Annotated in this window: 19 protein-coding genes and 1 pseudogene; 11 read left to right on the forward strand and 9 right to left on the reverse strand. The window is 66.9% G+C overall.

The window, feature by feature from the left end:
- Window positions 1–6: 6 nt before the first annotated feature.
- Window positions 7–417 carry a four-helix bundle copper-binding protein gene (locus CKY28_RS17070; protein WP_095999604.1) on the reverse strand — a complete coding sequence of 137 codons (411 nt, stop codon included), beginning with the start codon at window positions 415–417 and terminating at the stop codon, window positions 7–9.
- A 280-nt stretch (window positions 418–697) separates the two neighbouring features.
- On the opposite strand from CKY28_RS17070, the gene CKY28_RS17075 reads away from it, so the two are divergent.
- Complete coding sequence (locus tag CKY28_RS17075) at window positions 698–1,915, forward strand: acyltransferase family protein (RefSeq protein ID WP_141243978.1); 1,218 nt, start codon at window positions 698–700, stop codon at window positions 1,913–1,915.
- Between the two features lie 444 nt (window positions 1,916–2,359).
- Here CKY28_RS17075 and CKY28_RS17080 read toward each other — a convergent pair whose 3' ends face one another.
- The 3 genes and pseudogenes from CKY28_RS17080 to CKY28_RS17085 all read right to left on the reverse strand — a co-directional run bounded on the left by CKY28_RS17080 (window position 2,360) and on the right by CKY28_RS17085 (window position 4,443).
- Window positions 2,360–3,433, reverse strand: coding sequence for an IS3 family transposase (locus CKY28_RS17080; protein ID WP_425442544.1), 1,074 nt, complete (start codon window positions 3,431–3,433; stop codon window positions 2,360–2,362).
- Window positions 3,361–3,513: pseudogene (locus CKY28_RS19385) on the reverse strand (transposase); the annotation flags it as partial. The pseudogene CKY28_RS19385 and the gene CKY28_RS17080, both read right to left, overlap by 73 nt.
- A gap of 99 nt (window positions 3,514–3,612) precedes the next feature.
- Window positions 3,613–4,443 (reverse strand): Brp/Blh family beta-carotene 15,15'-dioxygenase, encoded by an 831-nt coding sequence (locus tag CKY28_RS17085; protein ID WP_176473162.1) that lies wholly within the window; start codon window positions 4,441–4,443, stop codon window positions 3,613–3,615.
- Window positions 4,444–4,624: 181 nt separating this feature from the next.
- On the opposite strand from CKY28_RS17085, the gene CKY28_RS17090 reads away from it, so the two are divergent.
- A complete protein-coding gene (locus CKY28_RS17090) occupies window positions 4,625–5,404 on the forward strand; it encodes a bacteriorhodopsin (RefSeq protein WP_176473163.1) in 780 nt (259 codons plus the stop codon).
- 425 nt (window positions 5,405–5,829) lie between these two features.
- Here the strand turns inward: CKY28_RS17090 and CKY28_RS17095 are convergent, their stop codons facing one another.
- Entirely contained in the window at window positions 5,830–8,574 is a 2,745-nt protein-coding gene (locus CKY28_RS17095; protein ID WP_095999608.1) for an NAD-dependent epimerase/dehydratase family protein, read from the reverse strand.
- Between the two features lie 293 nt (window positions 8,575–8,867).
- Here CKY28_RS17095 and CKY28_RS19160 point away from each other — a divergent pair, with 293 nt between their 5' ends.
- From CKY28_RS19160 to CKY28_RS18850, 7 genes are all read left to right on the forward strand, one after another.
- Window positions 8,868–10,271, forward strand: coding sequence for a calcium-binding protein (locus CKY28_RS19160; RefSeq protein ID WP_141243979.1), 1,404 nt, complete (start codon window positions 8,868–8,870; stop codon window positions 10,269–10,271).
- A gap of 200 nt (window positions 10,272–10,471) precedes the next feature.
- Window positions 10,472–12,514, forward strand: a complete 2,043-nt coding sequence (locus CKY28_RS17105; protein ID WP_095999610.1) for a copper resistance system multicopper oxidase — start codon at window positions 10,472–10,474, stop codon at window positions 12,512–12,514.
- Between the two features lie 89 nt (window positions 12,515–12,603).
- A complete protein-coding gene (locus CKY28_RS17110; protein ID WP_425442548.1) occupies window positions 12,604–13,830 on the forward strand; it encodes a copper resistance protein B in 1,227 nt (408 codons plus the stop codon).
- Window positions 13,831–13,951: 121 nt separating this feature from the next.
- Window positions 13,952–14,392, forward strand: a complete 441-nt coding sequence (locus CKY28_RS17115; protein WP_095999611.1) for a DUF411 domain-containing protein — start codon at window positions 13,952–13,954, stop codon at window positions 14,390–14,392.
- A gap of 167 nt (window positions 14,393–14,559) precedes the next feature.
- Window positions 14,560–15,270 (forward strand): PepSY domain-containing protein, encoded by a 711-nt coding sequence (locus CKY28_RS17120; protein ID WP_095999612.1) that lies wholly within the window; start codon window positions 14,560–14,562, stop codon window positions 15,268–15,270.
- A complete protein-coding gene (locus CKY28_RS17125) occupies window positions 15,267–15,989 on the forward strand; it encodes a PepSY domain-containing protein (RefSeq protein WP_095999613.1) in 723 nt (240 codons plus the stop codon). The genes CKY28_RS17120 and CKY28_RS17125 overlap by 4 nt, the downstream gene beginning before the upstream one ends.
- A 286-nt stretch (window positions 15,990–16,275) precedes the next feature.
- Entirely contained in the window at window positions 16,276–16,935 is a 660-nt protein-coding gene (locus CKY28_RS18850; protein ID WP_176473164.1) for a DUF305 domain-containing protein, read from the forward strand.
- Between the two features lie 327 nt (window positions 16,936–17,262).
- On the opposite strand, the gene chrA is transcribed toward CKY28_RS18850, so the two are convergent.
- Both chrA and CKY28_RS17140 read right to left on the reverse strand, forming a co-directional pair.
- Window positions 17,263–18,453 (reverse strand): chromate efflux transporter, encoded by a 1,191-nt coding sequence (gene chrA, locus CKY28_RS17135; protein WP_281253264.1) that lies wholly within the window; start codon window positions 18,451–18,453, stop codon window positions 17,263–17,265.
- 51 nt (window positions 18,454–18,504) lie between these two features.
- Window positions 18,505–19,464 carry a chromate resistance protein ChrB domain-containing protein gene (locus CKY28_RS17140; RefSeq protein ID WP_245841905.1) on the reverse strand — a complete coding sequence of 320 codons (960 nt, stop codon included), beginning with the start codon at window positions 19,462–19,464 and terminating at the stop codon, window positions 18,505–18,507.
- Window positions 19,465–19,550: 86 nt separating this feature from the next.
- Between CKY28_RS17140 and CKY28_RS17145 the strand changes: the two genes are divergently transcribed.
- Window positions 19,551–19,907, forward strand: a complete 357-nt coding sequence (locus CKY28_RS17145) for a Rap1a/Tai family immunity protein (protein ID WP_141243980.1) — start codon at window positions 19,551–19,553, stop codon at window positions 19,905–19,907.
- 17 nt (window positions 19,908–19,924) lie between these two features.
- Window positions 19,925–20,866 carry a DUF1259 domain-containing protein gene (locus CKY28_RS17150; RefSeq protein ID WP_245841906.1) on the forward strand — a complete coding sequence of 314 codons (942 nt, stop codon included), beginning with the start codon at window positions 19,925–19,927 and terminating at the stop codon, window positions 20,864–20,866.
- Here CKY28_RS17150 and CKY28_RS17155 read toward each other — a convergent pair.
- Entirely contained in the window at window positions 20,861–21,211 is a 351-nt protein-coding gene (locus tag CKY28_RS17155) for a DUF3147 family protein (RefSeq protein WP_095999616.1), read from the reverse strand. The genes CKY28_RS17150 and CKY28_RS17155 overlap by 6 nt on opposite strands.
- Before the next feature lie 8 nt (window positions 21,212–21,219).
- Window positions 21,220–24,357 carry an efflux RND transporter permease subunit gene (locus CKY28_RS17160; RefSeq protein ID WP_095999617.1) on the reverse strand — a complete coding sequence of 1,046 codons (3,138 nt, stop codon included), beginning with the start codon at window positions 24,355–24,357 and terminating at the stop codon, window positions 21,220–21,222.
- Window positions 24,358–24,365 lie beyond the last annotated feature (8 nt).

Here is a 24,365-nt window from a genome sequence, read left to right on the forward strand (position 1 = left end):
CGGCGCTTAGGCGGCGACGCTCAATGAAGCGAGCGCGTCGTTGCAAGCCTGCTCGCAGCGCCGGCAAGCCTCCGCGCAGATGCGGCAATGCTCGTGCATGGAGGCGTGACGCTCGCACTCGTCGCCGCACCGGCGGCACGCGATGGCGCAAGCCTGGATCATGGGCACCAGCAGCTCGACATTGCCGCCCGTCCGGCGGGACGAGGTCGAACCCGTCGCCGCGCACACGTCGGCGCAGTCCAGATTCAATCGAATGCACTGCCGAAGCTCGGCAACCATATCCTCCGCGATGCAGGCGTCCGCACAGGTGGTGCACGTCTGCGCACAGGAATAGCACTCCTCTACGCACCGGATCAGCGCCTCATTCGTGTCTCCGCGGACGTCCGGATGTGTCGAGATGATCTGATGGGCGTGCATCGGCTTTCTCCTGATGATGCGTTGCTAGAACTACGGCTACGCCAATGGCCCGAGCGGCTGAAGGTTGCGGACCCTACGCGGCGATCGCGAGCGATCCGCAATCGGTCTAGACATCTGGCTAGACGCATGACGGAGGACGCCAGCCGCCCGACCAATCCGCCGGCTCTAACAATCTGAAACTCCGGCGGGTTCCCGCAGCGGTTCCCGGAAGGAGACGGCCGATACGGAGTGGCGGCGACCAGGGTCTTCACAGCTCGTGCGCTCGCGACGAGATGACGTTGTGCACACAGACGATCGCCAATTGCCGACCGGATCACCAAGGCAAGCAAACTACAGCGCCGCGCCTTCCGGCGCCGTTCACGTCCGCGAGATCGGCGACCCGTCGCATCTATACATGGACGGGCTGCGGGCGCTGCTCGCGATCACCGTCGTATTCGGCCACGCATGGATTCTGATTATCGAGGACTACGCCCCGACCTCCAGCCTGCTGGTCCAGTCGCTCTACGGCCTTGCGGGCTTCGCGCACGCAGCGGTGATCCTGTTCTTCGTGCTCAGCGGCTACTGGATCACGCGCAGCGTCGTGAGACGCGTCGATGTGGGATGGTCTTGGCGAACCTACCTCGTGGACCGCTCCGCCCGGCTCGCAGTCGTGCTCGTGCCGGCGCTCGTCCTAGGCGGGATTCTCGACGCCGTCGGCGTGTGGATCGTCGAGTCCCCGACGCATCTCGGTCGGACCGGAAGCTGGGTCCTTCGCAAGAACGTTGAAGCGGATCTATCGATCGCCACGCTGCTATCCAATCTTCTGTTCCTCCAGAGCATCGTCGCGCAGCCGTTCGGAACTAACGGTCCGCTCTGGAGCGTAGCGGTCGAGTTCTGGTGCTATGTCTGGTTCCCGGCGCTCTGGCTGCTGTTCAGGTACCGGCGACCGTCATGGGCCGTCCTGACGCTGGTTCTCGCGGCCGCTGCTCCGCAGCTGATGAGCTACTTTGCGATTTGGCTCTGCGGATCAGGACTGTTTTTCCTCGAGCGCAAACTAGTCTCGGACCAAAATCGGGGCGACGCGGGCCGGCTCACGATGATGGTAGCGGTCGCGGCCTTCGCGGCGGCGTTGGCGTGGAACCGTTCTGGCACCTCTTTCCCGGCCGACCTGGTGCTCGCAGCTACATTCTCGGCTGTCCTGCTCGCGCTCAGGGTCAATCGCCCCGCCTTTCCTCGGCGTCTCGCTCCGCTGGCCGGCTTCGGTGCGCGGGCGAGCTTCTCGCTCTATGCGACCCACTTTCCCCTTGTCGCGCTCCTCGCAGGGTTTGTGGTCGGAAGCCGCCGGCTGCCGCCGTCGCCCACGAACATGGCGATCGTCGCCGGTGCTGTTTTCGGCTCTCTGCTTGCGGCGAGCCTTTTCGCCCGGCTGACCGAGGCGAAAACCGAGCGCGTCCGCGTTGTCGCTCAGCGGCTGCTACAACCTCGATGGGGCAAAGACGATGCGATCGCAAAGGCCTGACTCAATTGTCGGAAAGCATGCATTGCTAGCAACTCCGCAGTAGCGAGGCCAAGCAGACTTCGTTTGCCCGGCCCGGCGAGACAAGCGACCGGCTTGCTGCAGGCGGCAGAACACTCCGCGAACGATTCGACACGGAGCAGGCGCAGTGCCCGAGCGGTCTCCAACGTCACATTCACCCGCCGCAACCGCGAGCACGCCGATCCGTTGATCGCTCGCGATCGCGATCTGACCCGACGTAGCATACGACATGCGAAGAGCATTGGGAACTCGCTACCGCGCCTCCCGCACCTGCGCGGGACGAGTAAATTGCCCTGCGTCTCGCCACGAGCTGACTGCATATCAGTGGGTCGGTGGCCGACATCGTCGCCGCTCGCTCAGACCCTCGACATATTCCGTTGCAGTGGAGCCGGTCGAAGTGAACGCCACTGACGTGACCCCCGACTTTCATCCAGCCGGAACCAGAGACCGACGGGTGTTCTGATGCAAAGCAACGGCCCGGGCTAGCCCGGGCCGTTGCTTTTCGATCTCCGCGGCGAAGGCCGCCGGGGTGACGTAGCCGAGCGACGAGTGAGGCCGCTCGGTGTTGTAGTCGTGAACCCAGGCCGCGATCGTCGCACGGGCGTGGGCGAGGCTCGTGAACAGCGTCTCGTTCAGGAGCTCGTCCCGCATCCGGCCGTTGAAGCTCTCGACGTATCCGTTTTGCATCGGCCGGCCTGGGGCGATGTAGTGCCAGCCGGTGCCTGTCTCGCCCGACCAAGTGAGGACGGCGTTGGAGGTCAGCTCGGTCCCGTTGTCGCTGACGATGGTGGTTGGCCGACCCCGTTCCGCCACCAGCATGGTCAACTCGCGCACGACCCGCCGGCCGGAGATCGAGGTGTCGACCACAGCCGCCAGGCACTCCCGCGTGATGTCGTCTACGACGTTGAGCACCCGGAAGCGTCGCCCGGTCGCGAGCTGGTCGTGGACGAAGTCTAGGCTCCAGCGTTGGTTGGGCAGCGCCAGGACCGGCGCTGGCGCCCGCGTGCCGGTGGCGCGCTTGCGACCTCGCCTGCGCCGGACGGTGAGCCCTTCCTCGCGATAAAGCCGCTGAACCTTCTTCCTGTTGACCGCGCGGCCCTCGCGCCGGAGCAGGATGTGCAGCCGACGATAGCCGAACCGCCGACGCTCCCCGGCCAACTCACGCAAGCGGCCCCGCAGGTCCGCGTCGTCCGGCTTGCATGAGCGGTAGCGCATGCTCTTCCGGTCGGCCCCGATGACCGTGCAGGCGCGGCGCTCGCTCATGGCGAACGCGGTCCGGAGATGCGCGACCGCCTCCCGCTGAGCGGCCGCGCCTACCACTTTTTTGCGAGCAGGTCCTTCAGACCCGCATTGTCCAACATCGCGTCGGCCAGGAGCCGCTTCAGCCTGGCGTTCTCGTCTTCGAGCGCCCGGAGCCGCTTCGCCTCCGACACCTCCAGCCCGCCGTACTTGGCCTTCCAGGCGTAAAAGGTCGCGCTCGACATCCCGTGCCGACGGCACAGGTCCAGCACCACCGCGCCCGCCTCGGCCTCCTTCAGGATGCCGATGATCTGCTCTTCCGTGAACCGCTTCCGCTTCATGTCCGTCCCTCCGCTTGGGGCCGGACTCTAGCTCCAGGTGGAGGAAAAAACGGGGGTCACGTCACCACGTGGCCAAGCGCAAGCGGACCGAGGAAGGGCTTACGGCCGACGGCGCCCCTGACGCGCCCTCGCGGCAATACTGGTGAGCAGCATGTGCGGTACCGTGAGGGCGGCGAGCCATATGAAGACCGTACGCACGGCGGCGACCTCTGGTGTCGCGCCGTCGACCAGAAGGGTGTATCCGGCCGCCGCCATCGCCGCTGCTGCGAAACTCAACGGCGCAGCGTTACGTAGAAGGTGGAGCGGGCTCTCTCCCGTCTCTCGACCCGCCTCGATCATCGCCCGCGGCGCATGGACCAGGCAGAAGAATAATGTGAACGACAGGAGCGGGCTCAGCGCCACTGCCACTGCGGTCAGCGCCGCCGACTCCAATGAGGCGGATGCACGCGTCAGAGCCGTGCGAGTCAGATAAGCGACGAGCGCCGGCACCCATGCCCACGCGGCCGGCCCGCGCAGGATAGTAGCCAGTGCCGCGCCGTCGGTGCCCGCCATCCATCCGAAGATCATGTCGATGTCGCCGGGATGTGCGAGCGCCGGCGCGACGATCGGAATACCGCCCCGCGCGAACCGCTCGACCACCAGCCATGCTCCATGTGAGTTCGCTTCGCCGAAGTGCGCCCACGACAAAGCCAAGAAGAGGGCAAGCCCGACCACCGGCAATGCGCACCACAGCGCCACCATCGCGGCTGCGGCGCCGATATAGGCGCCGGCGAATGGCAGCGGCCAAGCAGCACCGAAGCTCGGAGTTAGCACTTCCCGCCCTGCTCGATGATCAAGCCCGCCGTGTGGCGTGCCGACCAGCACGACACCCGCTACCAATACTGCCACCTGCATGGGCAAGTCGGGTTCGCCGAGCACCGTCCCGAACACGGCAGCGACGAGGAGCAGCCCGACCGCTACAGTGCGGTGCCGATCGAGAGCACTTCGTGCGTCTACTGCTGCCTCCACAGACGATCGACGGTCGACAGAGCGTAAAGTTGCGACTGACCTGAACCGTCGGTGCCGTCGGGTCGTTTCGCCGGTCGTTCATATTTCAACGGAGGCGACAAGCATGAACCCGAAGCCGCTCGATACGTCGACCGAATATTGGCTGTGGATCGGCGTCGCGGGCATGGCGCTGTCTGCAGCCGTGATGCTTTTCCAGGCGCGTCGTTCGCGCACGCCGTTCGAGGAGGGTCAATCGGTCAACCAATTCTTCGTGCTGCTTATCGCTTTCGGCACTTACCTTGCGATGGCGCTCGGTCAGGGAAGCCTCACGGCGGACGATGGTCGCCAGGTGTTCGTCTCGCGTTACGTGACCTGGGCCTTCACGACGCCGCTCCTGCTCCTCGGACTGGCTACCACGGCACTCGGCGTACCGGTGACGCGGCGTAAGCCGATCGTCTTCGGCATGCTCGGTGCCGATGTGATTATGATCCTCACTGGCCTCGTCGCCGCACTCTCGCCATCCGGTTCGGCCGAGAAGTGGACTTGGTACCTCGTCAGCTCGGGGGCCTTCCTGGCGGTGCTCTACCTGCTCTGGTCGACGCTTCGCACGGAGGCGCACGTGTCCGGTCCGGACCAAGCCCGCCTGTACGGTCGCAACCTCCGCTTCCTGACGGTCATATGGCTGCTCTATCCCGTCAATTTCCTGCTCGGGAACGAGGGGCTTCGCGCTTATGGCGGCACCGAGACCACCGCCGGCTACACGTTGCTCGACCTCATCTCGAAGGCGGTGTACGGCTTCTTCGCCATCGCGGGTGTCCGCCGCTTGGTCGATGCTCACGGCGCGCCCGACGACTCGCTAGACGCGGTGGCGCGCAGAGCTGCCTCGGACGGAATGACGAGCTGAGACGCTGATCGACGCTGCGCCCTGCCGTCACCGCTCAAGCTCCATATTTGCCCCTTTGGACTGGGTCGGGAACTGAGCTCGATCCAGGACACTAAGGGTTCGGGTGATCGTGTATTGCGAGCACGTCGCCGTTCTGGGCCTGCCGTAACGCCCTCATCAGCATCAGGCCCGTTCTGCCCTGCCCGCTCCGCTAGGCGTAGATCTTCGACGACCGCGCGCACGACCATCTCATAGACCGGTGTGTAGGGCGACACCTAGGGCATATGCTCGACGAACACGAGTGGGGAGCAAGCGAACAGTCCGGAGGTCTTCAAATCTAGAGGCAATCGGACTCGCTATTATCGTCGAGAACAGTGAGGTTGAACTCCAGGCTAATACCGGGGAAGGCGGCCAACGGCTCTCATAAGCGACGGCCGACGCCGGGATTAGACGACGTACTTGTCCCAGCCGGCATAATGCTCGCGGCTGCGATGACCCCGTGGAAAGCTGAGCGCGACGAGTGACACGCCAAGCGCAACACTGGCGACACCGGCGGCTGGCCCATGGCCATCGAGAAGCCATGGGGCCGCGACGAGCCAAGCCCCGAGCGCCGCGTTGAGGAACCGGAGTGCACGCGCCACCTCGGCGGTCGCGATAATGGCAACGGTGATCGCGAGCGCACCGACCACATGGTCGCTGTTCGCCATCGGCCCGGAAGTCCCGAACACGACACGGGTGAGCATCAGGAAGGCCCCGATCGCCATCATAGCGGCAAGAGTCCAGGGCAACGTTACGCCGCGCGTCGTGTCCCGCCAAAACGCCCCAGGCGAGGCGAGCGCGTCCGAGTCGTCCACCGCACCGCCCTCGACGGCGTCGCCCTTGAAGAAGGTGCGCAGAACCGACTTTCCGCGGCAGCGCGCCCACCACAGGAACTGACCCATCGCGATGACCTCGTCGAGGGCGAATGGGATCATGATCAGCATCGCCAGCGCCGCGATCAGGGTGGGCGTACTCCATGTCCCGATCATGATCGGCTGGATGATGATGAAGTAGATGCTGATCACGCCCAGCGGGATGACCAGGATGCCGAAGAAAGTCACCATCCACGGCATGGTGCGCCACCGGTCGCGCGTGCCCATGACCGCCATCAGGATTTCAAGCAGGTAGCTTATGGCCCCGAGGCCGGCGTCGGGGATCGGCCAGGCCCGGGACACGTCGGAGGTGATGATCTCCTCCGTGCCGTTGCGCGGATCGGCGGGCGAGCCCTGGAAGAACGGCTCCCACGCGTGGTCGATGTGACCGAACTGGTAGGCGGTCAGATGCCTAGAAATCAGGAGCCCGATCAGGCCCATCGCCACGATGGGCAGGCGTTGCGCATCGGTCGAGGGCGAGTAAGTCCAGCCCGGCGGCACGCTTTTGGGATCCATCATGCCGGCCATGCTCATGCCCGGCATCATCGGGACCAGAACCGCGAACGCGATCACGCCGGCGCCCACGATCATGGTGTTGAGGTATTGCGCCGCGCTCGGGGTCCACAACAACAGCGGCGCGAAAAGGAGCCAGATGCCTGCGAACGCATTGGCCCATTGCCCGAACCATGCCGTCCGCTTCGACAACGACATGGCCCCGAATATCATGATGGCGAGCCCGGTCAGCATATCGCTCACCATCATCGCTTGCGCGCGCCACTCGACCGAGGGCAGTCCTCGCTCGGCCGTGACCGCGCGAACCGCCTCGCTTACGCCCGCGCTGGTCGTTGCGTCGTAGACGAGCGGGCTGGCGAGCAGCCAGGCGCCGAGGCCGATAGTGGCGTAATGCGCCCAACGGGCTCGGCGCTCGTCGCGCTCCATCATGGCCATGTGCCCGGCATGCGCGTCGCCTCCCTCCGGCGCGGCGCCATGGCCCATGCCGGCGTGGCCGCCATACCGGCTGTGATCCATATCCTCGTGCGCGCTCGCCGGACGCGGCGTTTCCTCGTCCACCATCGCCGCATGGTTCATGCCCGCGTGGACCGTCCCGGGCTGCTCCATCGCGTGATGATCCGAACCGCCGACGGCAGCAATCGGCCCGGACTCGCCGGCACCCTTCGCCGGACGCTTGCCATACCAGGCGACGAGCGCCGGATTGAGCTTGTTGGCGCGATACCAGCCCTGAGGGTCCGCCCTGAGCGCCGCCACCATCTTCGGCAACGCGTCGCGCAGCCGATGGCTGGGCTCCCAACCCAGCAGCGTGCGCGCCCGCGTGATATCGAGGACGTAATGGTCGCTGCTCGCGTCGACCATCCACGGCCTGATGGACGCGTCATCGCCAAGGAATGCGTCTTGGACCCAAGCACCCGCCTTGGCGATCGGTTGCGGAATGCGCAGGGTCGTCCAGCCCTCGCCATGAAGTGAGCGGCCGATGACGTCCTGGACCTCGCCGTAACCCAGCGCCTCGGGTTCGCCGATCAGGAGCGGAAGCTCCGGCGGCAGCTCGCGGCGGCGCTCGACCAGCCTCGCGACAGCGTCGGCGAGGTCGTCCAAATGCACGAACGACTGTCCCGCGCACAGCATGCCGGGATACAGGTGCCCGATCAGCCGGTGCTCGTAGATGCGCGCGATCTGTTCGGCCAAGAATGGCTGGTGGCCGTAGTCGTCGTAAACGCCCGCGATCCGGAGGAACACGACGGGGATGCGACCGTGCCGCTCCCGTAGCAGCTCCTCCGTGCGCACCTTGGATTGGGGGTAGGCCCAGGCAGGCGCGATGGGGGAGTCCTCGTTGATCGTCTCATCCGGCTGGTCCGTCGCGGCGTGGACGAGCATGGTGCTCGCGAACACGAACTGGTCGATGTCGAACGCCTGGAGGCCATCGATCAGTCGGCGCGTGCCCTGGACGGTCACCTGCTCGTACATCGGGTTCAGCTCGCCCGTGACGTCGTAATAGGCGGCGAGATGGATAACCGAAGCGATCCGCGAGCCATATCGCTCCCTCACCTCGGTCAGCGCCTTCTCGACACCTTCGTCTGAACCGAGGTCCGTGTCGACCGAGTCGCCGTCCATCGCGCGACCCGGCTTGGTGCGGTCGAGAGAGACGACCCGGTATGCGCCGCCGAGCCGTTTGCGGACGGCGGAACCGATATATCCCGTTCCGCCGGTGACCAAGACGATCGGTCGTTCGGCCTGCGCCGGGGATGTTTCGTCTTTCTGCTGCATAACCCGCCTTCGATCGGTTCACCTCCGAAACACGGCCGGGAGCGGGATTGTTGCGGAGAAAGTCTTCGTGGCTTGCCCGGCCGGTGATCTGTCTAGGCAATACTTGGACCGGCTTGGAGCCGCCTACGCTCGTCCAGGAAGTACGCCGCCGCACCCGATCGGCACATTGCCTAGACAATCGGACCTTTACGGCGGCCGATCGGTGCATATCCGGAACCCAGGCCTAGTGCACCGCGTGTGGCCCCTGCGCGCCAAGCAGCCGGCGGCGAAACTCGGCTTCAGGAGGACGGATCATGGCACAAAAGCAAGCACGTGAGGTGAGGCAGGACCGCGATGAGGGCCGCGTCGACCGTGTGATCGACGAATATCGGCTCGCGATCGGAACCCAGCGCCCGGACTTCTTTTCCGGCCGTTCCGACAAGATGAACATCGAGTTCGGGCGCGGACAGTCCGACGCGCTCATCGGCGCAGGGATGGACGACGCGCTGTGGGGCGGTCGGGGCAACGACGTCGCGTTCGGCGGCGGCGGCATGGACGAGCTGGATGGGGGAGACGGCTCGGACATCCTGTTCGGCGGCGCGGAGAATGACGGCCTGACCGGCGGCGACGGTCGAGACGTCCTCGACGAAGGGGCGGGCCATGGCGATCTCGAAGGCGGCAGGGGCGACGACGTCCTGATCGGCGGCACCGGGGCCGACGCCTTCGTCTTCGACCCGAACTCGGGTGACGACGTGATCTACGATTTCAGAGCCGGTCCCGGCATGTTCGATCACTTGGTCATGCGCGACATCGATCCCGAGGAGCTGCGCTTCGAGGAGACGGGCGCCGGTACTCGGATCAGCTGGAACGATGGCAAGGCTTCGGTCCTCCTTGCCGGAGTTGCGAAGTCCGAACTCGCCCAGGACGACTTCATGTTTCCGGAGGATCGCCAGCTCCTGCTGCCGGGCGATCCCGCTGACACCCGTCTGGAGGCCGTCAGTTACGCGAAGAATGAGGGCGGCAATGTTTCCGCTCCGGCGGTGAACGGCAACACCGCTCCGGCGGTCGACTATGAGTTCGACGAGTTCAACGTCCAGTATGGCGGTGCTGGCGGCGACACGTTCCAGGCCACCGCCGACCGCGACGTGTACTTCGGCCTGGGCGGCGCCGACCGGCTCTACGGCGGGGCCGAGGACGACCACCTCGACGGCGGCGACGGGAATGACGTGCTCGACGGCGGAGACGGCCAGGACGCGCTCAAGGGCGGCGCCGGTGCCGACGCGCTATATGGCGGCATGATGGCCGACAACCTCATGGGCGAGGAGGGTAACGACCGGCTCTTCGCCGGGGCCGGCCACGATATGCTCGAGGGCGGCCGCGGCGACGACCAGCTGAACGGCGGCGATGGCGCAGACGCCTTCATCGTGCGTCCGGATAGCGGGAATGACGTGATCGTCGGCGGCTTCGACGCGGGTCCCGGTGCGTTCGACCACATCGCCTTTATCGACATCCTGCCGGGACAGGTGAAGGTCGAGGACACGTCGGGCGGCGTGCTCGTGTCCTGGGACACCGACCAGGGCGACGGCTCCGTGCTGATCCAGGGGATCACCACCTCGCAGATGGCGCAGGATGACTTCATGTTCAGCAGCGTCGAAGGCGGAGGGTTCGTGAGCAATCCGAACATCACCTATCTCGGTTCGGAGTACCTGTTCCTCTGACCCCTGAAGGAGTGGGCCGGCTTCGGGCCGGCCCACACTCTCAACCTAGTTGCTCGCGCCGATTCAAGCGCGGGCTCGATCCCTTGACCTTGCCACGATGGCAAGCCCCATATCCGGTGAGCGTGGAGTGAGGGTTTTGTCTCGCTCGCGCGTACTGGATCGGGAGTAGCGGCCGAGTGTTGCGGCCTATCGAGGGAAGAATGAACCAGCTGATGAACAGGCGCCAGCTTCTGCGGAGCGCCGGAATGGCGGGAAGCGGTCTCGCACTCGCGGCCCACATGCCTGCTTGGGCGCAGCCGGTATCGGCCGGCATCGCGAAGCCCCTCCCCACCGTGTCGGGCGAGGACATCCGGCTCCGCGTGGGCCATGTCATGCGCACGATCGACGGCAGGCGCACCCACGGCATCGGCATCAACGGCACCGCGCCCGCGCCGCTCATTCGCTTGCGCGAGGGGCAGAACGTGCGCCTGCACGTCGAGAACACGCTGGACGAGGAGACCTCGATCCACTGGCATGGGCTGCTGCTGCCGTTCCAGATGGACGGCGTGCCGGGCGTGAGCTTCCCGGGCATACCGGCCAGGTCGACTTTCACCTACGAGTTCCCGGTGATCCAGTCGGGCACCTACTGGTACCACAGCCATTCCGGGCTCCAGGAGCAGGAAGGCCATTACGGGCCGATCGTGATCGATCCCAAGGGTGCCGACCCCGTGGCGTTCGACCGCGAGCACGTCATCGTGCTGTCGGACGCCAGCTTCATGCACCCGCACGCGATCTTCCGGCGGTTGAAGCTGGAGGCGGGCTACTTCAACCGCCAGCGCCAGACCTTGGGCGGGCTCCTCGCCGGCAAGGGGCAGAGCGCCGAGGAGCGGGCCATGTGGGGCAAGATGCGGATGGACCCAACCGACATCGCCGACGTGACGGGCTCGACCTATACCTATCTCGCGAACGGCTACGGCCCCCGCGACAACTGGACGGCGCTGTTTCGGCCCGGCGAGCGGGTGCGGCTCCGGTTCATCAATGCTTCCGCGATGACGACCTTCAACGTCCGCATCCCCGGCCTCCCCATGACGATCGTCGCGGCCGACGGGCTGAACGTGCGCCCGGTGGAGATCGACGAGTTCCAGTTCGGCCCCGCCGAGACCTATGACGCCATCGTCACGCCCACCGAGGACCGCGCCTTCACGCTGGTCGGCGAGAGCGTGGACCGCTCCGGCATGGCGCGCGCCACCTTGGCCCCGCGCGAGGGCATGACCGCGCCCGTCCCGCCGCTGCGCCCCCGCCCGATCGCGACCATGAAGGACATGGGCATGGGCGGGATGGATCATGGCGGCATGAACCACGGAGCCGCCCAGGGCGGAGCCGCAGGTTCGATGGCGGGCATGGACCACGCCGCGATGGGCCACGGCTCCCCCGCCGCGCCGGCGACCGACCATTCGCAGATGAACCACGGCGCGATGGCCGGAGCCGCGGCGGGCGCAATGGCAGGCATGTCGGCTGCCGACCATGCGGCGATGGGACATGGCAGCCAGGCGGGCGCAACGGCGGCAGACCATGCCGCCATGGGACACGGAACCCAAGCCGGAGCCGAAGCGGCCGCCGATCACGCGGCCATGGGTCACGGCACGCCGGCGGCTGGCGGTCAAGCCATGGACCACGCCGCCATGGGCCACGGCTCAGGCGGCATGGACCACTCCATGCGCGACTTCTCGAATGCGCCCGGCGTGAAGAAGGGTCCGGGCGTGCAGACCATCTCGCCCATGCCCGTCGACCGCACCGACTTCCCCGGCCAGGGGCTGGAGGACGTAGGCCACCGCACGCTCACCTACCGCCAGCTCATGGCGCTGGAGCCGAACCCCGACACGCGCGCGCCCGGCCGCGAGCTGGAAATCCACCTCACCGGCAACATGGAACGCTACATGTGGAGCTTCGACGGCGAGAAGCTGTCGGAGGTGAAGGAGCCGATCCCGATGCGGACCGGCGAACGGGTGCGCGTTACGCTGGTCAACGACACCATGATGGGCCACCCCATCCACATCCACGGTCACTTCTTCGAGCTGGTGACGGGACATGGAGCCTACGCGCCCAGGAAGCATACGGTGCTGGTGCAGCCCGGCGGCAAGGTGAGCTGGGACGTAACCGCCGAGGCCGGCGACTGGGCGTTCCACTGCCACATGCTCTACCACATGCACGCCGGCATGATGCAGGTCGTCCAGGTCCGGAATGAGAAGGGAGAGGTCGCGTGAGAGCCGCCCTTCTCGCCGGGCTGGCGACGGTCGCCCTCGCCGCTCCCGCCGCGGCCCAGCACGCCGGCCACAACATGCCGGGCATGACCATGCCGGCGAAACCGGCCGCCAAACCCGCCCCGCGGAAAAGGCCGGCAGCGAAGCCCGCCACCAGGCCGGCGGCACGGAAGGCGCAGCCCCGCGCGGCTGCTACGCCGGCAGCCCGCAAGGCGACGCGCCCGGCCGCTTCGACGCGGAGAACACCGGCGGCCGACCCGCACGCCGGGCACTCGATGCCTGCCGCGGGTTCGCCTTCAACGCCTGCAGCCGATCCGGATGCAGGTCACGACATGTCCGGCATGCAGGGCATGTCGGGAGCCCAGACCGGCCAGGCGGCGCCAGCGGATCCACATGCCGGTCACGACATGAGTTCGATGCGCGATGGCGCGTCGACCTCCACTGCGCCTGCCGATCCTCATGCCGGGCACAACATGTCCGCCATGCCGCAATCGGAAAACGGGGCACAGGTTGGGCAGCCAGGTCACGACATGAGCCGAATGACAGATCATTCCGCCCCAATCGGCACCAATCTCCCTGCCGGCAATTCGCCCGCGCCGACCGCATTTCAGGGCAGTGCCGCAGGGCGGTTCTACGGCGAGGAGCGCATGGCCGAGGCGGTGCGCGACCTGAAACAGGAGCATGGCGGCGGCATCTATCGCCAAGTGATCTTCAACCTCGCCGAGGCCCAGATCAGGGACGGCCGCGACGGCTACCGTTGGGACGGCGAGGCGTGGATCGGCGGCGACATCAACAGGCTGGCGATCAAGACGGAGGGTGCCGGCGACTTCGGCCGTCCGATCGACGACGCCGAGGTGCAGCTGCTCTACAACCGCGCGCTCGATCCTTACGTCAACTTCCAGGCGGGCGTGCGGTACGACTTCAAGCCGAACCCGTCCCGCGCCTATGCGAGCGTCGGCTTCGAGGCGCTGGCGCCGTACTGGTTCGACGTCGAAGGGACCGTGTTCCTCTCCGACAAGGGCGACGTGCTCGCGCGCGCCGAGGCCTATTACGACCAGCGGCTCACCAACTGGTGGGTGCTCCAGCCCCGCGCCGAGCTGAACTTCGCCGCCCAGGACGTGCCGGAGAACGGCATCGGCTCCGGCCTGTCCGACATCGAGCTGGGGCTGCGGCTGCGCTACGAGCTTCGCCGCGAGTTCGCGCCGTACATCGGCGTGTCGTGGGACCGGAAGCTGGGCGACACCGCCCGCTTCGCGCGCGCCGAGGGCGAGAGCACGGGCGGGTTCAGCTTCGTCACCGGTGTGAGGGTCTGGTTTTGAGGGGCGCGTGCAGCTTGCGAACGCGACAGCGTCTCTCGAGGTACGTGACGTTGGATAGTGGGCTGGCGCTCCCGCCGCGACCGCGGGCAATAACGGCACCCCTTGCCTGGAGGTCGTTTGAATGAGTCACGTACGGTTTCTGCTAACCGCGCTGGCCCTTGCCGTACCTGCCTCAGCGGTCGCGGCCGATGCGGTTCTCGTCCACCGCGACCCTGGCTGTGGCTGCTGCGGCGAATGGGCCCGGCAGGTCAAGGCGCAGTTCGGCCGCGCAGTGCGCATCGTCGATGACGCGAATCGCGCGACGTTGATGAAGAGGCGCGGCGTGCCCGCCGATCTCGCGTCCTGCCACACCGCGATCGTCGACGGCATGACGTTCGAAGGGCATGTGCCGATCGCGGATATGAAGCGCGCGCTCGCCCAGCGTCCAAAAGGCGTAACCGGACTGGCGGTTGCCGGTATGCCGCTCGGTTCGCCCGGGATGGAGGTGCCAGGGAGGGCGGCACAACGCTACGACGTCATCGCGTTCGGGCCAAGCGGCCGCAAGATCTTCGCCCGGCACTAAACGACCGCGGTAGAAAAGCGACACGCCACCCGACAGCGGGTGCCGCTACGGGCGTAATGCGGGCACCCCTCTTTCCCATGGCGGGGTGGCACGACTAAAGTTCACTCCTGGCGCTCTGCGTCGATGATCTGAGAATGTGTGCGGCGCAGCCGTTGTGAGGAAGGTCGATGGCAGGCATTCGCTGGCCCTTGGTTGCGCGGCGTATCCATAAGTGGCTGGCGCTCCTCGTCGGGCTGCAAGTCGTGCTCTGGACGATCACCGGCTTCTACATGGTCGCGGTCCACATCGACATCATCCACGGCGACCATCTCGTTCGCGCGGCCGCGCCTGCGACCTACAAGTTGGCCGATTTATCTCCTCCGGCCGCGCTCTTGGCGGAGCATCCGGGCGCACGGGAGATTCGACTACAACGCCTATTGGACCGGCCTGTTTGGAGGGTGGACACCGCCCAAGAGGCGATCCTGCACGACGCGGCTAGCGGGCAGCGTCTCCCCCCGCTGTCACCAGAGGAGGTGAAGCGGATTGCACGCGCGATCTACGCAGGATCGGCGAACATCGTGAGCACGCGTCTGCTTACGACCGCACCGCTGGAGATGCAGACCCGCAAGCCGCCATTCTGGCAGGTCGAGTTCGCCGGCTGGAACCGTCCCACTCTCTACATCTCAGCAACCACCGGCGAACTTCTCGCACGGCGACACCTGCTCTGGCGAATTTTCGACTTCGCCTGGATGATGCACATCATGGATTACGAAGAGCGGAGCGACGTCAACAACCCGTTGCTGCGCATCGCGACGTGGAGCGCCGTCGCAATGGCGGTGAGCGGTGCTTGGCTTCTGCTCTGGTCGTTTCCAAAGGGTCGCCGGAAGAGGGTCGCGTGAGCCGGCTGCGCGTATCCCCCCTGTTGTTTCGTCGCATCCATAAGTGGGTGGGGCTGATCCTCGGCTTGCAGTTCGTGCTCTGGACGATCAGCGGCGCGATCATGGCGCTTCTGCCCAGCGACGCGGTCGGCGGGCATGGCGGCTCGGACGATCATGCGGCGGCGATCGTCTGGCGAGACGCCCTGATTTCCCCTGCAAGCACGCTCGGGTCGGTTCCGATCGTCGCGCTGTCGCTACGGCAGGTCGCCGGCGTGCCTGTTTACGAGGTGAGGTCGCGAGACGGGATCATGCTCCTCGATGCACGGAGCGGCCGACTCGTGCGCATAGATGAGGCGCTCGCACGGGCTGTAGCGGCCGAGGCCAGTACCGCCCCGGTCCGATCGGTCGCGCGGCTGCCCGACAGCAATCTCGAAGCTCGCGAGCATCAAGGGCCGATGTGGCGCGTGAATTTTGCAGATGCCGCCAACACGAGCGTCTATATTTCCGCCGACACGGGGCGGCTCCTCGTCACACGAGGCGACGCGTGGCGAGCGTGGGACTTCGTCTGGATGCTCCACAACATGGACTATGTCGGACGCACCAGCTTCAATCATCCACTGATCATCTTCGTCGCCTTTGGCGCCCTTTGGCTGTCCGTCACCGGATTCTATCTGCTGTTCAAAAGCTTCGGGCGATCCGACCTTCGCTGGATTTCCCGTCGTCGCGCCGGCTCTATGTGAACTGCAGTCGCATCAGCGATTCGTAGCCACTACTCACGGCTGCTCAGCAAGTCTTTGGGCTCATTTTTCGCTCAAGTTGCCCGCCTCTAGACGTTCACCATGAGCGATCTCGCGCTGCCACGCCCCTTGGCGGCAGTTCACTATGGCGCTCGCTGAGCCGCGCGATTGGTGAGAATCACTGAAACCCGCCGCGTACTGGCTTTGGACGAACCTGATGTGCCGATGAGCGGACCCGATGCGCAACGATGTGAGTTTCCTGATTCGCAGCAGAGTAGGAGAGAACCTGATGAAGACCATCTTGCCTGGAACCGTCGCCGCAGCGGCCCTTCTTGCGACCGCAGCCTGTTCTCAAGGAAATAGCGGAGCCAATGAGTCGACGGGCGGAACGGAAGTCACGGAGCTGAAAAGCGAGAACGCGACGGCATCCCCGGGTGCGATGACGCCGGCTACGCAGACGCCGTTCACACAGGCCGAAATGGCGATGAACGAACGTATGATGGCCGCGAGCGGTGCAACGCCGGCCGACAGCTGGGCCCGCAAGATGATCGAGCATCACCGCGGCGCCATCGCGATGTCCGAGATCGTGCTTGAACAGCAGCCTACCCCGCAGGTTAGGGAAATGGCGCAGAAGACCATCGAGAAGCAGCGCAAGGAGATCGACGAGCTTCAGAAAATGACCGGTGAGGAAGCGCCAGCCAGCGGCCAGAGCGCCGAGCTTTACCGTCCCTCGATGATGCAGATGCATGAGCGCATGATGGCGGCCACCGGCGCCAACCCGTCGGAGACATGGACCCGAAAGATGATCGAGCATCATCAGGGCGGCGTTGAGATGTCCAATGTGGTGCTTGCTCAGAACCCGCCGGAGCCGGTGCGCGATAAGGCGCAGAAGACCAAATCGGACCAGCAGAAGGAGATCGCCGAGCTCCAGCGCATGGTGCAGAGCTGAGGCCCATCGGTTGGAGGCACCGCGTCGCCAAAGCCGGCGCGGTGCCCCGCTGATAGTTCTCGAGCGCGCCCGGACGCTCTTCCGTGCGCCCGACCGAAGCGTCGGTGCGGCATCGCTGCTGTCTATAAAGTCATTTGACCCCGCGTAGAAGGTCGCACGAGGACGCTGGCCAGCTTCGAAGCTGCACGAAGGCTCGGCTCTCACTCGCTCGGCCGGCAAATTCCTTCCGGCTAGTACCAATACTTTAGCGCCCTCCTCTAACCGAACCTGAGGGATCGCATATAATCTCGCGTCTCTTGGTTGTCTTCGACCGAAGCCGTTCGAAGATCATCGTAACAGAACAGCACCCGCGCTTGCCCCGATCGCCAGCACGACGGGCGTGGCGAGCTTGCTCCTCCAGCGGTATATGATCCCGAGCGCGACCGCGAGGATGAGCGCGCTAACGACCAGGTTCGGCGTGCGCGCGGCCGTGGTCCGGGCGAGGTCGACCACCGTCACCACGATCAGGCCGACCACGCCCGCAGCGACGCCGGCCAGGAAGAGCTGCAACCGCTTGTGCTCGACCACGGCTTCGAGCCGCTCGTAGAGGAGCAGCGAGAACGCGAAGGCGGGGAGGAACATGCCGGCGGTCATCGCGAGCGCGCCGGCAAGGCCGCCGCTGATCCAGCCCACGAACGTGGCGAAGATCACGAGCGGTGCGGGGAGGATGCCCGACAGCCCCAAGCCGTCGAGGAATTGCGCGTCCGTCATCCAGCCCCGGCCCACGGTGTCGTTACGGATGAACGGGATGGCGGTGTAAGCACCGCCGAAGGTCAGAAGCCCGCCCTTCAACCCTGCCCAGAACAGCGCGAGCGTTGTCGGCGTTACCTCCCGAGCGCCGCCCGCGCCATCCGCCGCGCCCGCGCCTCCTGTCCAGGTCAGGGCCGCAACGCCGATCGCGAGCGCCACCACGATCGCGGCGAGCGCATGGCGGCCGGTGGAGGCGAGCGCGTAGGCCGCGCCCGCCGCCGGCAGCATGATCCAGAAGCTGACGCCGGCGAGGGAGGCGGCGGCCGCCGCGATCGCGGCGGCCCAGAGCCACGGGTCGAGCAGGATGTGTTCGCCGATGCGGTGGACCGCGCGGACGATGACCGCGATCACGGCCGCCTGAACGCCCAGGAACGCGGCTCCCAGCAGCGTCCCCTGGATCGGCAAACGGGTGTACGCCCATGCCAGCGCGAGCATGAGCACGAGCCCCGGTAGCATGAAGCCGAGCCCGGCGAGCAGCCCGCCCAACCTGCCCTTGGCGCGGATGCCGAGATGGACGCACAGCTCATGCGCCTCCGGCCCGGGAAGAACCTGCATGACGGCGAGCAGCTTGTTGAAGCGGTCGCTCCCGATCCAGCGCTCCTCCTCCACCAGTTCGCGCCGGATCATGGCGATCTGAGCCACCGGCCCGCCGAACGCCATCATGCCGAACCGCAGGAACCGGAGGAACAGCGCAGGATAGCTCAGGTCGGGCGGGCGGGCGTCATCCAAGGCCGCGTTAGCTGGAGCGGGATGTTCGATGCTCGCCATGGTCCGGTTCCCCTATGACCCGCGTCGCTTGGTGAAGTGCGCGTAGAAGCCGTCGAGCGCGCCCGATCCTTGGGCGATCCGCTCCACGTCATCGTCGGTGCCGGCGCAGATGCCGTTCACGAGCGCGGCGATGCCGGCGGCTTCCGGCCGGCCGAACTTGTCGTCCGCTATGTCGAGGTCGTGGACGATCTCGGCGAGGGCGACGAGCGCCCGGTCAGCGTTGAGCCCCGTCCGGAACACCAGCGTTTCGAAGGTGCAGCGGTCGTCCTCGTGCGTGAACTCCGCGTCCGCCATGTCGAACCGCAGCTCGTCCGGCTCTGGCACGTAGCCCTTGCCGTCCACGAACTTGAAGCTGGGGCTGGGGTCGATAAAGCGGCGGATCAGCCAAGCGGATGCGATGCGGTCGACATGGACGTGTCGACGCGTGACCCAGGTGCGGCCCTTCAGCTCCGCGCGTGTCAGCTCGGGCGCGCCGGGACCGCTCACGTCGGGGTGCCGGCCCGCGCGACCTTCGGCCTGGGTTATCGCGGCTTCCGCCGCTTGCCGGCCGTGCGCGCCGAAGAAGTCGATGGCGGCGATCTCGTCCAGGCGCTTGCGCAAGCGTCGGACGTCGGCGGACGATACGTATTCCGCCTCGGCGACCGTCCGCGCTTCGCGCGCCAGCTCCTCGTAATCCGCGTCGCGGGCCGCGTCGAACACGGCGCGCAGCTCCGCGTCACCCATGCCCTCGACCAGCCGCGCCTCCAGGATCAGCGCCTCGCCGCCCCCAGCGGTGATCTCCCCCCGCAACTCCTCGAACAGCGCTCGCGTGTCATCGCGAGCGGGCAGCGCATGGACCGCGTTCTTGAGCGGGGCGGCCCCCATCGCCTGCAAGCGCCGCCACACCCGCACGCGCAGATAGGCGGGCTTGGCCGGGAGCTGAGGGATCAGCAGCAGCCAGTCGCGTGGCCCGGGCGGGAGAGCGTCAGCCATGCGGCACTTGTATCATGGCGCAGAAACGAACGTACACTTGTATCGTTTAAGGGCGGCGAGCTAAAACTTGGGGCGAGGAGAACGCGATGCGCGCCGTTGGATCAGGTGTTCCCGCCGTGCTGGCGTGTCTCGCGCTCCCGTCCGCCGCGGCGCAGCCGCGCTACGAAACCGTGGCGCAGTTCTACCGGACGTGCGTCGATGAGACGAGCAGGAAGGTGAACGGCCGGTGCGAGGCGTACCTTTCCGGCGCGGCCGAGACGCTTTCCGCGTTCGGCAACGGCGGCAGCGAGGCCGGCATCTGCGGCCGGGGCGTGCGCTCGGGCGAGCTGAGCCGTATCTTTCTGGCGTGGGCGGTCGAGAACCGCCACGCGGCCAACCTGCCCCGGCTCGCCGGCGTGACAATGGCGTTGCGCCAGCGCTTCCCGTGCCGGCCGACGACTTGAGATCAAGGAGAGAAGCATTGCGTTACCTGTTGCTCCCGTTGGCGGTCGCGCTCGCCGCGCCGGCCGCCGCCCAGTCCAACCCGCAAGCGGCACCGCCCCAGGTGACCGGCGACAGGTGGGCGGCCGTGGACAGGAGCCTCGGCCGGACCGGCACAACGCAGGCCGACGGGGTCCGCCGGTACGGGTTCCCGCGCAGCGACCTGAACGTCCAGCTCGACGGCGTGACGATCAAGCCCGCGCTCGCGCTAGGTTCGTGGGCGGCGTTCCACCCCATGGGCGACCAGGTCATGGTGATGGGCGACCTCGTGCTCACGCATGAGGAGGTGAACTCCGTCATGAGCCGGCTGCTCGCGTCCGGCTACACGATCACGGCGCTTCACAACCACCTGCTCCGCTCCGCGCCCGCGACCATGTACATGCACATCTCGGGACACGGCGATCCGGTGAAGCTCGCGACCGCGCTTCGCGAGGCGCTGTCCGCGAGCCGGACGCCTCTCGCCGCTCCGTCCAGGGACTCGCAGCCGCCTTCGGCCGGCGCGGGCTCCTCGCCGCCGATCGCGCTCGACACGGCCGCGCTCGACCAGCTCATGGGAACCAAGGGGAAGCCGAACGGAGGCGTGTACCAGTTCAGCTTCCCGCGTGCCGAAAAGCCGACCGACGGCGGCAGGCCCGCGCCGGCGTCCATGGGAACCGCGACCGCGATCAACTTCCAGCCGACCGGCTCCGGTCGGGCGGCGATCACCGGCGACTTCGTGCTGACCGCCGCCGAGGTCGACCCGGTGCTCAGGGAGCTACGCACCAACGCCATCGAGGTGACCGCGCTTCACAACCACATGCTGCGCGATCAGCCGCGGCTCTTCTTCATGCACTTCTGGGGACACGATGACGCGGCCAAGCTCGCGCGGGGCCTCCGGGCGGCGCTGGACAAGACCAACGTCACGCGTCCCGGCGCGTCATAGACGAAGGCCGAAGCGCGGCCCTGCCCAAATCATGAGGAGGTAGAGCGCGACCGTGAGAAGGCAGCCCGCGATCAGCGCCGCCCAGAACGTCACGCCCCGGCCCAGCAGCGTCGGGATCAAGAGGAACATCGGTAGCGAGGGCAGCACGAACCAGAAGGTCGCGCGGGCGTGCGCGGCCATACCGACCGGATCGTGCGTGTCGCGCCACAACCACATCATGCCGAGTACCGAGACGAGCGGGAGTGACGCGACGAGCGCGCCGAAGCCGGGACTCCGCTTCGCGATCTCCGACACGGCCGCGATGATGATGCCCGAGATGAGGGCCTTGATGGCGAGGTAGAGCATGGTTTCTCTCAGGCGATAGCCGGTCGGGGTTCGAGCGCCGGGCGCTGGCCGTGGGCGATCCGGTAGAGCGCGGGCAGCACCAGCAGCGTTAATATCGTCGAGGACAGGATGCCCCCGATCACCACGGTCGCGAGCGGACGCTGCACCTCCGATCCGAGCCCGACGTTCAGCGCCATCGGCACGAAGCCGAGCGACGCGACGAGCGCGGTCATCAGCACCGGACGGAGGCGGGTCAGCGCGCCCTCCCGGATCGCGTCGTCCAGCCCCGCGCCCTCGGCCCGGAGCTGACGGATGAAGGTGAGCATCACCAGCCCATTCAGGACCGCCACGCCCGACAGCGCGATGAAGCCGACGCCCGCCGAGATCGAGAACGGGATGTCACGCAGGAGCAGCGCCGCCACGCCGCCGGTGAGCGCCAGCGGTACGCCCGAGAACACGATTAGCGCATCCTTTGCGGACCGGAACAGCGCGACCAGCAATCCGAAGATCAGAAGCAGCGTCAGCGGCACGACGATCTTGAGCCGGGTGGAGGCGGATTGGAGCTGCTCGAAGGTGCCGCCATAATCGATCCAGTAGCCCGGCGGCAGCTCGACTTCCGCCGCGACCCGCGCCTGCGCTTCCGCGATGAACGAGCCGAGGTCGCGGCCGCGCACGTTGGTGGTGACCACCGCGCGCCGCTTGCCGTCCTCGCGGCTGATCTGGTTCGGCCCCGTGGTGCGCTCGATCGTCGCCACTTCGGAGAGCGGCACCGACCCCACCCCGCCGGGGAGCGGGATGGGCAGGCGCTGGAGCACCGACGGGTCCTGGCGCAGCCGCTCGGGCAGGCGCACGACGATGTCGAAGCGGCGGTCGCCATCGAATATCTGCCCGGCCTGCGTTCCTCCGGTCGCCGCCGCGACCACGGCCTGCACGTCCGCGACGTTGAGCCCGAGCCGGGTCAGGGCGAAGCGGTCGGGGAGAATCTGGATGAACGGCAGCCCGGTCACCTGCTCGGTCTGCGCGTCCTGCGACCCCTCGATGCTCGAGACCACGCCCAGCACATCCTCGGCGACCGCCGCGAGCCGCTCCAGGTCGTCGCCATAGACGCGGATCGCCACGTCGGAGCGGACGCCGGCGATCAGCTCGTTGAACCGCATCTGGATGGGCTGAATGAACTCGTAGCGCGAGCCGGGCACCTGCTGCACCGCCGCGTCCATCTCCGCCACCAGCTGCGCCTTGGGCTTGCGCGGGTCCGGCCACTCACTCCGCGGCTTCATGATGACGAAGGTGTCGGCGACCGACGGCGGCACCGGATCGGTCGCGACATCGGCCGTGCCGATCTTGGCGAACACCTGGCTCACCTCCGGAAACTGCTTGATCCGCTGCTCCAGTGCCGACTGCATCGCGACCGCTTGGCTGAGGCTCGTGCCGGGAATGCGGAGCGCGTGGAGTGCGATGTCGCCTTCGTCCAGGTTAGGGATGAACTCCGACCCCAGGCGGCTGGCAGCCAAGCCGCTGATCGCGACCAGCGCGACCGCGCCGGCCACCACCGCGACGCGCATCCGCAAGGCCCAATCGAGTAGCGGGCGATAACCTCGTCCGGCCGCTCGGACCACGCGGTTCTCCTTCTCGTCGACGCGACCGGTCACGAAGGTCGCGACGGCCGCGGGAACGAAGGTGAGCGACAGGAGCGCCGCCGCCGTCAACGCCAGGACGACGGTGAACGCCATCGGGTGGAAGGTCTTCCCCTCGACGCCTTCGAGCGCGAAGATGGGCAGGTAGACGATGGTGATGATCGCGATGCCGAACAGGCTCGGGCGGATCACCTCTCCGCTCGCCGACGCCGCCAGGTCGAACCGCTCCTCGCGGTTGAGCAGCCGGCCGAGCCGGTGCTGCGCCTCGCCGAAGCGCCGCAGGCAATTCTCGACGATGATGACGGCCCCGTCGACGATGAGGCCGAAGTCGAGCGCGCCCAGGCTCATCAGGTTGCCCGACGTGTCGGACGCCACCATGCCGGTGATGGTGAGGAGGAACGAGAACGGGATGACGGCGGCGGTGATGAGCGCCGCGCGGATGTTGCCGAGCAGCAGGAACAGGACGACGATGACGAGGAGAGCGCCCTCGGCGAGGTTCTTCTCGACCGTGCCCACCGTCGCCTCGACCAGCCTGGAGCGGTCATAGACGGTGTTGACCACGACACCGCCCGGCAGCGAGCGGTTCACCTCTTCGAGACGCTCGGCGACGGCGAGGCTCACCTCGCGCGCATTCTCGCCGACCAGCATGTAGATGGTGCCGAGCACCACCTCGCGGCCGTCCTTGGTGGCTGCGCCGTTCCGAAGCTCGGACCCGATCTCCACGTCCGCGACGTCCGCAACGCGGATCGGCGTGTTCTGGCGGTAGGCCACGATGATACCCGACAGGTCGCGCTCGTTCGTCGCCTGGCCCGGCACGCGGATCAGAAACTGCGAGCCGGACTGCTCGATATAGCCCGCGCCGACGTTGGCGTTGTTCTTCTCCAGCGCTGCTACGAGGTCCTGGACGCTGAGCCCGAAGCCGGAAAGCCGCGCCGGAATGGGTGCCACGACGTACTCGCGCCGATAGCCGCCGACCGAGTTGACCTCGGTCACGCCCGGTACGGTCCGGAGCTGCGGGCGCACGACCCAGTCGTGAAGCGTGCGCAGATCCTGCGCCGTGTAGCGCTTGCCCTGTTCGTTGACGGCACCCGGCCGCGCCTCGACCGTGTACATGAAGATTTCGCCCAGACCGGTCGCGATCGGCCCCAGCTCCGGCTCGACGCCGTCGGGCAGCGTGCCGCGCACGCCCTGGAGCCGCTCGTTCACGAGCTGGCGGGCGAAGTAGATGTCGGTGCCGTCCTCGAAGACGACGGTGACCTGGGAGAGCCCGTAGCGGGAGACCGAGCGGGTATATTGGAGCTCGGGCAGGCCGGCGATGGCGGTCTCGACCGGGAAGGTGACGCGCTGCTCGGCTTCTAGCGGCGAGAAGCCGGGCGCCTCCGTGTTGATCTGTACCTGGACGTTGGTGATGTCGGGCACGGCGTCGATCTTGAGGCGGCCGAACGCCCAGACGCCCAGACCGGCGAGAATGAGTGCGAGGGCCAGGACCGCGTAGCGCTGCCGGATCGACAGCCGGATGATGCGTTCGAGCATGGGCCGTC

Source organism: Sphingomonas lenta (assembly GCF_002288825.1).
In the GTDB taxonomy this organism is placed as follows: Bacteria; Pseudomonadota; Alphaproteobacteria; order Sphingomonadales; family Sphingomonadaceae; genus Sphingomonas; species Sphingomonas lenta.